Origin of the sequence: Georgenia deserti (assembly GCF_042680605.1) — a bacterium.
GTDB lineage: Bacteria > Actinomycetota > Actinomycetes > Actinomycetales > Actinomycetaceae > Allobogoriella > Allobogoriella deserti.
The window spans coordinates 25,170-37,557 of the sequence record NZ_JBHUEE010000008.1 but is presented as its reverse complement, the minus strand read 5'-3'; the positions used below and the strand labels follow the sequence as shown (position 1 = coordinate 37,557).

Here is a 12,388-nt window from a genome sequence, read left to right as displayed (position 1 = left end):
CGAGTCATGAGTACCGAGCATTCCATGGGCATGGACATGACGAACGGCTATCCGAAAAGCCTGCAAGCCTGGCTCATCGCATCCTTCGGGCTAGAACTCGGGGTGGCGGCTCTCGCGTTCGCGATGACGTGGACGGCGTCGGCCTATGGTCCTGACACTGCGTCCGCGGTGCTCACGCTGACCCTGGCTCCGACCGTGGTGCTCGGGCTGCTGGGCGGATTGCTCGCCGATCGACTCGGGCCACGCAGAACGATGATCGCCAGCATCTTGGGGCTGGTCGCCATCTCCGTGATTCTGGCGGCCGTGGCGTGGGGTGCCGGAACATCTCCTGCGTTGCTGTTCGTCATCGCGGCATTGATGGGAACCGCGTCCGCTTTCTTCCGCCCAGCCTCTGCCGTGTTCGCGCGGCTGTTCGTCGCTGACCGCGAGCTGGGCACGGCGATGGCTCGCGTGGGAATGGCAGGTCAGCTGGCACGCACCATAGGCCCGCCGCTCGGCGGATTGCTGATCGGCATGCTGACGCTTGCCGGAGTGGCCTGGATCGGGGCTGCGGGTGCAGCGGTGATGCTGTGCGTCCTTCTGTTGATCCGCGTCCCCCGTCGGGTTCAGCCGTCAGATGTTCGACTCGGTGTCCGCGGCATTCTCGATGCGATGAGCGCCGTGCGATTGAGAAGGGACGTTCCGGCGCTTCTCGCGTCAGTGGCGATCATTGCGGGTGCGGTCATCCCCGTCGTCGCCCTCGGTATCCCCCTCGCTGCGCGTGAGCGAGGATGGTCAGCGAGCGAGGCAGGTCTCATCGAGGCCGGGTGGATCGCGGGCGGGCTGGTCTGCACGGCGTGGTTCGGTTGGAAGGGAACGCTGACCAACGCCTGGAAGCCCATGTTCGTCGGCCCGATCGTTATCACCCTCGGGCTCGGCCTGCTCGCGATCGCACCGAGGTGGGAGGTCGCGGTGTCGTCCACGGTCCTCGTCGGCGCGGGCGTCGTCCTGTTCACTGCTCACGCGTTCCCGACATACGTGCTCCTGGCACCGGCCACTATGTTGTCGCGGTTTCAGAGTCTGCTGCTGTTTGTACAGCAAGCTCCGCAGCTCGTCGTGGCGCCGCTGGTCGGATTCGCCGGGGAGGCTCTCGGCATGGGGGCCGTCATCGGGGCGTTCGGTGCGCTCGCGCTCCCAGCATCGCTTCTCGTGGTTTCGAATCGAAGCCTGCGGGACTTTCGAATGTAAGGACTGTCCGGGATATCAGAGAGGCCGATTTGCCTTCGTGAGCCCATCTCGACCGGCCGCGTCGCGCGGTGGGAGCGAGTCGGTGGCTTACGCGGGCCAGCTGCTGGGATACTGCTTGGCGACTTTCTTGTGCTGGCGGTGGATGTCACGGCGCTCAGCCGCGGTGAGGTGGTCTTCCATCACGATGCCATTGACGTGGTCGGTCTCGTGCTGCAAGCACCGTGCGAGGGTTCCGGTTCCGGCGACCTTGATGGGCTCACCGAACTGGTTATAGCCGTGGCATACGGCAAAACCGGGGCGAGAGACCGGCAGATTTGCGCCGGGAAGCGAGAGGCACCCCTCTCCAAGGATTTCTTCTTCCGGCTCTGCGGCGAGCGCGATCGTGGGTTGCAGACGAGGCCCCGGCGCTCGCGTCCAAAGGCGTCGTGACATTCGTAGACGAACACGGCAAGGTCCACGCCGATCTGCGGTGCAGCCAGGCCGGCGCCGTCCGCGGCAGTGTTCGTGGCGAACATGTCGCAGAGCAGGTTCCACAGATCGGGGCCGAAGTCTGTGACCCGCCTGGCCGGCCGATGTAGCACATCGTCTTCGCCCCACCGGACGATCGGGCGGGCCGAGCCCAGAGACATGATCTGTTCAAGAGGCATATCGAGTGGCTCCTCTTCATCTCGGGTAGTCGCAATTCTCATGGCGGCAACCGTGGTGCGTCAGTCGTCCTGGCTTGTACTTTCCGGGATGAGGAGCGTCGCCAGGCTGACTCTATGTTCGTCAAGACCGCCGCGCGAGCGGAGATAGGGCTCGAGAACGGCCCTGAGCTGCTCCTGGACGTCGCCGAGATCGTCTTCAGTCAGGTGCAGGATGGTCTGCCCGTAACCGAACAACGGCATCGCCGCTTCATCGTCGCGTGCGATGAAACGGTCGAACTCGGCCGCCTGATGAGCAAGGAACACGGTGAACGCCTGCCGATGCTGATCCTCGGACATCTGCGCGGCGTCCTCGGCGTTCATCTGTGCCGCATCTTCGACGAGCGCGAGCGTGCGCTCCACCGCCCCACGCACCCGTCGTTCGGACACGATCGTCAACACCCCGGCATCCAGGAGGGTGTTGACATGCCGATAAACCGTTGCAGCAGCGACATCATCGAAGAGTCCGGCAAGCTCCGCGGTGGTCATGGTCCGTCCTGTCATCGCTTGCAGAATCCGCAACCTCAGCGGGTGCAGGATCAGTTCGAGCGTCGACGCTTGGGCCGCCATACGACGGACAGATGAGCCAGACTGGCCGGCTACGGGGTCACGAGTTTCGCGGTTTGCCATCATGCTTCCACGGTTCGCAGGCTAGCGATTAGTTGCATAGTCGATAATATTAGCGAGCCGATCCACTCGAAGCAAGGAAGATGCATGACCACGCCTGACGCGGAGCCTGACAGCGCCCCGGACGGTCTCGCCCGACGAGTGGCCCGCGTGACGCTGCAGTTCCATCCCGACTGGCCGTATCGCGACGGTCTGGTCATCGAGTCGATGGTGCACGATGGCAGGTATCGGTCGCAGTTCGAGACTGGTACGAGCAACGGTGGGTTGACCGCGCATCCGGGTGGTGATCGATTCCGGTGGGAGAGCCAGCTCTTCGCGGGGCAATACGACAGCCTCCCCGCTCACACGCGGCCGGTCTACGGTGCCTGGAACAGGAGGGGAGACCTCTATGGCGGTTCGCCGAGGTTTGGTTCCGCATATTTCCGCCTCACGCCAGAAACGGCAGCCTGGTCGACCTTCTGCTTCCCCGATAGTGTCCACGAACCCACCGAAGTGGGCGGGGAGGCCGAACTGCCACGGCTCGTGCGACTCGCCGACCAGGGAGGTCAGGACTATCTCGATGACTACATCGAAGCCCACGTCCACCGGCCGGTGTTCTTCGCCGCGCATGTCGAGGCGCTCGTGCTCGACCCCTGCCATCGCGACGGAGCCGTTCGCGAGTACGCAGAGCAGCTCGGCTGCCCTATCGAGTTCCACCACGGATTCCGCGTCGACACCGCTTGGTTGGACCGAGACTACCGAGGCGAGGAGCCAGTGCGGGTCGCCCAGAGCCTGGCGCGCACGTTGATGCCCGATCGCCTTGCCGAGGCCGCACGCAGCGGCAAGCAGGAGCCGCAGACCGTGAAGTACGCGTGGCGCCTGCTCGCACGCTTCGGGCGAAAAGGGCAGTGAACGTTGAGAGCGCTGACGCTCGTTCGGATCGCACTACGAGGATTAGAGTTCGCTCTCCCTGGAGCGCAACTTTCAGCTCTTGGTGAGCGTGAGCGCGGACTTCATCGTCAGATGGAGGCAGTAAGTTCACTCTTTAGCTGGTACAGCATACTGAGCAGGGTGCCGACAAGATCACACGTAAGCGCTCGGACAACAACCTACTAGCCAAGCGCGTGGAAGTAGCTCAGAAATTCGGAGGCATTTCCGGAGGGTGCGACTCCAACCCCTCGCCTTCGGAAGATGAATCCGGCTCTGGCGAGGGCACGTTGTGACGCCGAGTTCTCTGGCACGGTTCGAGCGGTAAGTTCCTGCAGTCCACTTTCTCGGGCGAATCGGACGGCGAGATTCAGGGCGGCAATGCTCAAGCCTGCCCCACGGTAGGCAGGGTGAATCCAGAAGCCGACTTCCCCCAACAGTTCGGTGATATTAAAGATAACGAGGCTGCCTGCGAATGCGTCAGTAAAGGTGTCTGCGATTGCAAGAACTCCCAGATCGCCGCGAGTCAAGCCGCGGGAACCGCCTCCCGTACGATCGTCTTCTTGACCGACGTGGGCGTGTATTCCGATTCCGGAAGGTGCCCGTACTTCCGCACGGCTGGATCGGCGGCGCCTTCAGCGAAGGCAATGGCGTCATCGGACTCAATCGTACGCAGTCGTACGTTCTGATTTTCGAGTGGGAGTAACGATGCGTCAAGCATGAAAACTGCCTTAGATCAAATACGGGTACGTGAGGTGTTGTGACTGTCGCTGACAGGCTGGACGACGCTCGTTCGGTTCGCACTGACGTGGAGTTCGCATCGCATCTGCACCCCTTCAGCTCTTGGCGGGCGTGAGCGCCAGTGTGGCCCCCATGCCGATGAGCACACCGCCGCCGACGCCGCGCATGGTGGCCATACGTCGCGGTGAGGTGGCGAGCCAGCGCCGAGCCGCCGAGGCGATCAGCACCCAGCACGCGTCGCAGCAGAACGCGATCACAGTGAACACGAGGCCCAGGATCATCATCTGGATCGGCACTCCTCCGGTGTCCCGATTCACGAACTGCGGAAGGACGGCAACGAAGAACACGATCGTCTTGGGGTTGGTCACGCCCACGACGATCCCCTGCAGCAGAGTGCGCCAGGACGAGACATGACGGTCGACCTCGGTAGCACCCAGCGTCACACCCATCTTCCTTTGACGGATCGCCTGAACTCCCAGGTAGACGAGATAGCCGGCGCCCAACAGCTTGACGGCGAGGAACGCCGGAGCCGAGTAAGCGACGAGATTGCCCACGCCGGCGGCGACCAGCAGCACCAGGGGGATCCCTCCAAGTTCGTTGCCGAGCACGCTCAGCAAGCCGCCGCGCTTACCGTGAGCCAACGAACGCCCGATTACGAACAGCACGCTCGGCCCCGGGATCACGATCAACGCGAACGACATCAGAGCAAACCCAGCGACTGACTGTAGGTCCAACCGACTACTCCTTACTATCTAGCCCTGGGCTAATGCGGGACCCGCGTCCGGATGCAAGGCCATGCACGGAGCGGGCAGTGTCGGCGCGAGGCGATCGCCGCTGGCAACGACGGTAGGAGCGGACCCGCACTATCCTTCTCTCCCTTGCGATTGGTTGCAGTTGTGATAAAAACTATGATCATGGTCCGGAGGAGGCAACCCGGCTCGGCGAGCGCGAACGCACTCTGCCCCTGCGCCTCAGCTCCTCTTCGTCCGCCCGAGGGACGCAAGACTCGACGCCTGCCCCTCCCGGAGCCGGTGCTGGACGCGATACATGACTCGCTTCCCGCAGGGCGAAGTAACGCTACCCTGGGACCGAATTCGATGGCGCGGAGCGAACCGTTCCCCATCTACTCACCACTCGCGAACGAGGCGCGCTCAACCCGGAGTGCTTCAACTCCAGCATCTGGCGTCTTGCCCTCGAACGAGTGGGCATCGAGGTCAAGCGAGAGAACGGCACCCATACCCTCCGCCACTTCTACGCCAGCACCCTGCTCGATGCCGGCGAGTCGATCGAGGCACTGAGCGAGCACCTCGGTCACGCCGTCACCGGCTTCATTCTGCGCACCTACACCCACCTGATGCCCACATCGACCGAACGGACCCGGAAGGCGATCGACTCCGTGCTGAGCAGGCCCCGCCGAGAAGAGCCGGCCGATGCGGAGGGAGCAACGCACCCCTCCCCTGCTCCTGCCAAGCGCCCGCTGTCCCACGCGAGCCCTCCGGCACGAGCCTGCGCCGACCCCAGTCCAACACTCCCCCGAGGCACCGGGGCTGTGACACCGGATGTGTACCCAGTGTGTAACCAGCACGACCCGGAGCAGTGTTTATGCAGGTCAGAGCGTCGCCCGCTCAGATCTACGACATCTCAACCGGGGTTTTCACGCTCTGTCAGTAGGTTCCAAGAACGGCGGCTGACGTGCGGAAACGTCTCTCGACGTCCTCCAACGGCAGCCGCCGTTTTGGTTGGTATGTGTCAGTGTCGACAGAAACGCTCTCCACTCAACGTCAACGTCGGTGTCGAGCAACTTGTCCCGGACCAAAGTGTTCTTCGCGTGACTCACTGTCGAAGCAACTGCAGACACGATCTGGCACACCTTTCTGGAACACTGACCCACCGAACCTTCGGCTGCAACGAAAGCCGCTCGGCTATCTAGTGACTGGCACGGGCCCGATGGCATTAGTGACTGTTCCGGACTCGCATCCGAAGCCCAGGAAGGCACCGCGAACGGCGAGATCGACGATGGCAGCGACGCTAAGCATCCTCTTGGACGTGGACGCAACCCGCGCTGTGCTGGTGGACAGATAACCGGTCCATTTGCCTGCCAGAATTGGGCGATGGCTGATCGCAGCATCGCCGTGGTTGGCGCCGGGATCGTCGGTGCTTCGATGGCTTACCACCTGGCCGGGTGCGGCCGTCCCGTCACCTTGATCGAGGCTGGCCTACCTGGTTCGGGTGCTACCAGTGCCTCCTTCGCGTGGATCGGCCGATCGGTTGCCAGCGTCGTGCCCTCCGCGTCACTGCGTCACCTCGCATTGGACGAGTACCGGCGACTGGAGTCGGAGCTTTCCCGGCTGTCGATCCGCTGGTCGGGTTCGCTCAGCTGGGACGGTTTCGAGGAGAACCCGGGTCCGCGCACTGAGGATGTCGGCGCGCTGGAGCCGTACCTTATCGATCCGCTGGCCACGGCCGTTCATCACCCGGAAGACGCGGCCGTCGACCCCGTAGCGGCGACCGAGGCCCTGGTCGACGCGGCGCGAAACCGCGGCGCGAAGGTACAAACGGGGACGCTGGCGACTGCGCTTGAGCATCAGGCGGGAACCGTGAGCGGGGTACGGACGACCGCGGGAGTCGTGCCCGCCGAAACCGTTGTCCTGGCCGCCGGCACCGGGACGGTCGCCCTGTGCTCTGGAATGGGCCTCGATCTTCCTGTCGAGCCGTCGCCGGCCGTCCTCGTCCGATTGCGTGCGGCGCCTGGGCTGGTACGAACGATCGCGGCGACACCGTCGCTGGAGGTGCGACAGCTCGACGACGGTACCGTTCTGGCCCCAACGGCGTACGGCGGCGAAATGGACCGAGCCGCGCTGCTCGCGACTGCGCGACGGGTCCGTGACAGGTTCGTCGCGTCGTACGCCGGAGCCAGCGGCACCGAGATCCTCTCCGCCGAGATCGGCTGGCGCCCGATGCCGTCCGACGGGGAGCCAATCATCGGCCGCCCCACCGACGTTCAGGGTCTATACATCACCGTGATGCACTCGGCGGTCACCTTGGCCGCAGCCGCTGGCCGCCTAGCCGCCTCCGAGATCCTGACCGGGCTGCCTGTCCCCGAGCTTGCCGGTTGTCGGCCTGACCGGTTCGGCTCGGCCAACGACACCGGTATCTCGGCGGTTCATCCCTAACCCACAGATGTTGCGGCGCCTAGGTCGCCTATTGGAACGCACTTGTGACAGCACATGTGTAACCAATGTATTCAGCACAGCACCCGGCAACGTTTCGACAGGTTAGAGCATGCATAACGGTCACACTCAGACACGACATCTCATCCATACGCACGGGTCCGCACGCCCCCGGACTTCTCGTCGGGCTCCCGGGGGCCGTGTGCTCCGTGACGCTCACCCCACCGATCAGGGCGCGGACGACGCGGCGGCCCGTCGCCGCATTACAGCCCGGTCCGAGACATCGGTCGGAGCGTCGTCGTGCCCGTCCGCAGGAGGAGCACACCAATGACGGGCCCGCGCGCACGAGGACGTGCACGACCTGGGAAGCCTCGACCGTCAAGAAGATGACAGTCATGTCCGCCAGCACGCGAATGACGATCGGTGGCAGGACCGAGGCGACGCGGCGTCCGATACGCGGCCAGTGCGAACCTAGGTCGCCGAGCCGAGCGCGTTGAGGGCGAGATCCTGGGGCGAGGACGGCACGCGCGGCAAGGTCCCGCCCCGGCGCGCGCTCACACCAGGGCACGCTAGCGACACCGCCCCGCCTGCGGAGGCTGTTCACTCGTAGAACAGTCGCTCCGTCACCGTCCGGGCACGCCGCGCGGCCCGCAGCCACCGTTCCTCGAGGTCCAGCCGCTCCCCCGGTTCGTGGCCGAGCAGCCGGGCCACCACTTCCAGGTCACTGACCTCGTGCGGCAGCACATCGGCCCGGCGGCCGCTGGCCCGGCCACTGCCGAGCACGATCGCGTCCCGGATCCCGGAGGCCAGCAACCACGCCTCGGACAACACGGCCTGATCCTCTGCCGAGACGACGTCGGCCTCCCGCAGCGCCTCGAGCGCCTCGAGCGTGCTGGTCGTGCGCAGCTCGGCCACCCGGCCCGCATGACGCAGCTGGAGCAGCTGGACGGTCCACTCGACGTCGCTCAGCCCACCCGGCCCCAGCTTGACATGTCGGGTGGGGGCCACGCCCCGCGGCATCCGCTCGTCCTCCACCCGAGCCTTGATCCGGCGCAGCTCGCGCACCTGGTCGGCCGGCAGGCCCTCGGCCGGATAGCGCACCGCGGCGATCATCTCCACGAACCGGTCCGCCAGGTCCGGATCGCCCGCGACGGGTCTGGCCCGCAGGAGGGCCTGACGCTCCCACGGCTCCACCCACCGTTCGTAGTACTCGGCGTACGACGCCAGGGACCTGCTCATCGGCCCCTGCCTGCCCTCGGGGCGCAGATCGGCGTCGACCGTCAGCGGCGGCTCGGGGGCGGATCCGGCCAGGAAGGACCGCGTCCTGGCCGCGACCTCGAGGGCTACTCGGGTGGCCGTCTCCTCGTCGGCACCGGCCTCCGGCTCGTGGACGAACAGCACGTCCGCGTCGGAGGCGTAGCCCATCTCCTGCCCGCCGAGACGGCCCATGGCGACGATCAGGTAGCGCGACGGCGGTGCGTCGAGCCCGGCTTCGGCGGTCGCGTCGGCGATCGCCACCCGCAGCGCGCCGTCGAGGGCAACGTCCGCAGCGCGCGTGATGATTCGTGCGGAGTCGGCACGGCCGGTCATGCCGAGTACCTGGCCGATCGCGGCCCGCACGAGCTCACGACGCCGGAGGAAGCGCCCGGCCAGGACCTTCTCGCCGGGATCCGTCCGGCGCCCCTGCAACGCGGCGAGCTCCTCGCGCAAGGCGTCCGCCGACCGTGGCGCCAGGTCGTCCTCCTCGTCGAGCCAGGCCACCGCCTCGGGCATGCGGCCCAGCGCGTCCGCGACGTACCGCGAGGTCGAGAGCAACGCCGCCAGTCGCCGGGGCATCTCGCCGGAGTCGCGGAGCAGTCGGAGATACCACGGGGTCCCGCCGATGAGCTCGGAGAGTTTCCGGAACGCCAGCAGGCCGGCGTCGGGAACCGGGCCCTCGGCTAGCCAGCCGAGCATGACCGGCAGCAGCTGTCGCTGGATGCTCGCGGCGCGGGAGATCCCCTCGGTCAGTGCTGCGATGTGGTGCAGTGCGCCGGAGGGATCGTCGTAGCCGATGGCCGCGAGGCGTGCCCGTGCCGCCTCCGGTGCCAGGGAGACGTCGCTCGTGCTCAGGCGCGCCGTCAGGGGCAGCAGCGGCCGGTAGAAGATCTCCTCGTGCAGATGGCGCACGTCGCGCCGGATCTGCCGGAGCCGCTTGGTCAGGCTCTCGGCGCCGTCGACCCTTTCCACGCCGATCGCCCGGCCGAGCCGGCGCAGGTCTGCCTCGACGGTGGGAACGAGGTGGCTGCGGCGTAGCCGGTGCAGCTGGATCCGATGCTCGAGAACCCTGAGGAAACGGTAGTGGTGGTCGAGGAGCTCAGCATCGTCGCGCGCCACGTACTCACCGGCGGCGAGTTGCGCCAATCCTTCCAGGGTGGTGCGTGAACGGATCGAGGAGTCCGTGCGCCCGTGCACCAGTTGGAGGAGCTGGACCGTGAACTCGACGTCGCGCAGGCCGCCCGGACCGAGTTTGAGCTGCCGGTCGGCGTCCGCGGAGGGGATGTGCTGCTCGACCCGACGGCGCATCGCCTGGCTGTCCTCGACGAAACGGTCCTTCTCCACCGCACCCCAGACCATCGGGCCGACCGCGTCGCAGTACGCGGTGCCGAGTTCCCGGTCACCGGCCACCGGACGAGCCTTGAGCATGGCCTGGAACTCCCAGCCCTTCGCCCACCGTTCGCAGTACGCGACGTGGGAGGCGAGGGTGCGGACCAACGGGCCGTCCTTGCCCTCGGGCCGCAGGTTGGCATCCAGCGGCCACAGTGACGGTTCGTCCGCGACGGCGGAGACGTTCTGGGCCAGCGCCGAGGCCAGGGCCGTCCCTGCCCGGACCGTCTCCTCCTCGCTCCCCCCGTCGACCGGTTCGACGACGTAGACGACGTCGACGTCCGAGATGTAGTTGAGCTCGCGGCCGCCGGTCTTGCCCATCCCGATCACGGCGAGCCGGGCCGCGGACGCGGCCTCGGGCAGATCCGCCCGGGCCACCGCCAGCGCCGCGTCCAACGTGGCGGCGACGGCGTCGGCGATGGCGGCCGCCACGGCGGGGAACGTGGCCAGCGGGTCGGCAGAGGTCAGGTCCTCGGCCGCGATCTGCATCAGCCGACTCCGGTAGGCCCGCCGCAGTGCGTTGACGCCGTCCCGGCCGGCCACCATGGCGACGGGCGCAGGAGACTCGGCGTCCGCTCCGACGGCGGCGAGCAACTCGGCACGCACGCGGTGCGCCGGCCGCCGCAGCACCGCACTACCGGCCGTCTGCCCCGCCGCACCCTCGCCGTCGTGCCCGTTCTCCTCGGTGAAGAGGGCGACCTGTGCCGGTCTGGCGACAAGCGCGTTGCCGAGCGCAGTCGACATGCCGAGCACGGCCAGCAACCGGGCCCGTGCGCCGTCCTCGGACAGCGCACGGGCCAGCAGCGGACCCTCGCCTGCCGCCTCGGCCGCCTCGGCCAGACGCAGCAGTGTGAGCAGCGCGAGGTCCGGGTCCGCAGCCCGACCCAGCGAGTCCTCCAGCGGGACTCCCGGCGCCTGCGCCACGAGCCCGGCCAGCGCCGGCTCCTGGAGACGCGCCTCGGCCACCGGCGCCTCGGCGAAGCCCAGGCGCCGCAGGGCCGCCGTCCGCGAGACCTGCCGGGTCATCGCGTCACAGCGTGGGGATGAACCGCTCGAGCTCGTACCGCGTCACCTGGTTGCGGTACTCCTCGAACTCGGTGCGCTTGTTCCGCAGGAAGAACTCGAACGTGTCTTCTCCGAGGGTCTCGGCGACGAGCTCAGAACTCTCCATGATCTCGATGGCCTCACGCAGCGAGGCCGGCAGGGACTTGATGCCCAGCGCGCGACGTTCGGACCGGGTCATCGCCGCGACGTCCTCGGCGGCTCCCTCGGGGAGGTCGTAGTCGCCTTCGATCCCCTTCAGCCCGGCGTTGAGCAGGACGGCGAAGGCCAGGTACGGGTTGGCCGCAGAGTCGAGCGCCCGGTACTCCACCCGTGCCGACCCCGGCTTGTCCGGCTTGTACATCGGCACCCGCACCAACGCGGACCGGTTGTTGTGGCCCCACGAGACGTAGCTGGGTGCCTCGCCGCCGCCCCAGAGACGCTTGTAGGAGTTCACGTGTTGGTTGCACACCGCGGTGATCTCCTTGGCGTGGGCCAGCACACCGGCGATGAACTTGCGGGCCGTGCCCGAGAGGTGGAACTCGCCGGCCGGGTCGTGGAAGGCGTTCTGGTCCCCTTCGAACAGGGACATGTGCACGTGCATGCCCGAGCCGGGGGCCTCGACCAGCGGCTTCGGCATGAACGTGGCGAGCACGTCGTGCCGGAGGCCGACCTCCTTGATCACGGTACGGAAGGTCTGGATGTTGTCGGCCATCGACAGCGCGTCCGCGTACCGCAGGTCGATCTCGTTCTGGCCCGGGCCGGCCTCATGGTGAGAGAACTCGACCGAGATACCCATCGCCTCGAGGGTCGTGATGGCGTCGCGGCGGAAGTCGTGAGCGGTGCCCCGCGCCACGTGGTCGAAGTACCCACCCGTGTCGACCGGGATCAATGGGCTGTCCGGTCCCTCGACGTCCTTGAACAGGTAGAACTCGATCTCGGGGTGGATGTAGAAGGTGAACCCAGCCTCCGCGGCCTTGTTCATCGCCCGCTTGAGCACGCTGCGCGGGTCCGATCGCGCCGGCTCGCCGTCGGGCGTGAGCACGTCGCAGAACATCCGGGCCGTGCCGTTCTCCTCGCCGCGCCAGGGCAGCACCTGGAACGTGGAGGGGTCGGGTTTGACCAACATGTCCGACTCGTAGACCCGGGAGAGCCCTTCGATCGAGGAGCCGTCGAACCCGATGCCCTCGGCGAACGCCCCCTCGAGCTCCGCCGGGGCGATGGCCACGGACTTCAGCACCCCGAGGACGTCGGTGAACCACAGCCGGATGAACCGGACGTCTCGCTCCTCGATCGCCCGGAGCACGTACTCCTGCTGCTTGTCCATCGGCGACTCCCTCGTTGTGT

General features: G+C 66.8%; 9 protein-coding genes and 1 pseudogene. 3 read left to right on the top strand and 7 right to left on the bottom strand.

Annotated features, from left to right (window positions below; all coding sequences use genetic code 11):
- Window positions 1-6 precede the first annotated feature (6 nt).
- Entirely contained in the window at window positions 7-1,227 is a 1,221-nt protein-coding gene (locus ACFSE6_RS14480; RefSeq protein ID WP_388008560.1) for an MFS transporter, read from the top strand.
- Window positions 1,228-1,314: 87 nt separating this feature from the next.
- Here ACFSE6_RS14480 and ACFSE6_RS18985 read toward each other — a convergent pair.
- Window positions 1,315-1,874 (bottom strand): annotated as a pseudogene (locus ACFSE6_RS18985) (peptide deformylase).
- Window positions 1,875-1,934: 60 nt separating this feature from the next.
- Window positions 1,935-2,480, bottom strand: a complete 546-nt coding sequence (locus ACFSE6_RS14465) for a helix-turn-helix domain-containing protein (protein ID WP_388009112.1) — start codon at window positions 2,478-2,480, stop codon at window positions 1,935-1,937.
- 144 nt (window positions 2,481-2,624) lie between these two features.
- Here ACFSE6_RS14465 and ACFSE6_RS14460 point away from each other — a divergent pair, with 144 nt between their 5' ends.
- The gene (locus ACFSE6_RS14460; protein ID WP_388008554.1) at window positions 2,625-3,428 is read left to right on the top strand and encodes a DUF3626 domain-containing protein; all 804 of its coding nucleotides are present in this window, start codon (window positions 2,625-2,627) and stop codon (window positions 3,426-3,428) included.
- Window positions 3,429-3,628: 200 nt separating this feature from the next.
- Here the strand turns inward: ACFSE6_RS14460 and ACFSE6_RS14455 are convergent, their stop codons facing one another.
- From ACFSE6_RS14455 to ACFSE6_RS14445, 3 genes are all read right to left on the bottom strand, one after another.
- Window positions 3,629-3,973 carry a GNAT family N-acetyltransferase gene (locus ACFSE6_RS14455; protein WP_388008551.1) on the bottom strand — a complete coding sequence of 115 codons (345 nt, stop codon included), beginning with the start codon at window positions 3,971-3,973 and terminating at the stop codon, window positions 3,629-3,631.
- A gap of 306 nt (window positions 3,974-4,279) precedes the next feature.
- Window positions 4,280-4,885, bottom strand: coding sequence for a LysE family translocator (locus tag ACFSE6_RS14450; RefSeq protein ID WP_388008548.1), 606 nt, complete (start codon window positions 4,883-4,885; stop codon window positions 4,280-4,282).
- A gap of 422 nt (window positions 4,886-5,307) precedes the next feature.
- Window positions 5,308-5,499: a hypothetical protein gene (locus ACFSE6_RS14445; RefSeq protein ID WP_388008545.1), complete on the bottom strand. Its 192-nt coding sequence runs from the start codon at window positions 5,497-5,499 to the stop codon at window positions 5,308-5,310.
- 796 nt (window positions 5,500-6,295) lie between these two features.
- Between ACFSE6_RS14445 and ACFSE6_RS14440 the strand changes: the two genes are divergently transcribed.
- Window positions 6,296-7,357 (top strand): NAD(P)/FAD-dependent oxidoreductase, encoded by a 1,062-nt coding sequence (locus ACFSE6_RS14440; RefSeq protein WP_388008542.1) that lies wholly within the window; start codon window positions 6,296-6,298, stop codon window positions 7,355-7,357.
- 597 nt (window positions 7,358-7,954) lie between these two features.
- On the opposite strand, the gene ACFSE6_RS14435 is transcribed toward ACFSE6_RS14440, so the two are convergent.
- Together ACFSE6_RS14435 and ACFSE6_RS14430 are read right to left on the bottom strand one after the other, a co-directional pair.
- Window positions 7,955-11,026, bottom strand: a complete 3,072-nt coding sequence (locus ACFSE6_RS14435) for a bifunctional [glutamine synthetase] adenylyltransferase/[glutamine synthetase]-adenylyl-L-tyrosine phosphorylase (protein WP_388008539.1) — start codon at window positions 11,024-11,026, stop codon at window positions 7,955-7,957.
- A 4-nt stretch (window positions 11,027-11,030) separates the two neighbouring features.
- Window positions 11,031-12,368, bottom strand: a complete 1,338-nt coding sequence (locus ACFSE6_RS14430; RefSeq protein ID WP_388008536.1) for a glutamine synthetase family protein — start codon at window positions 12,366-12,368, stop codon at window positions 11,031-11,033.
- Window positions 12,369-12,388: the final 20 nt, after the last annotated feature.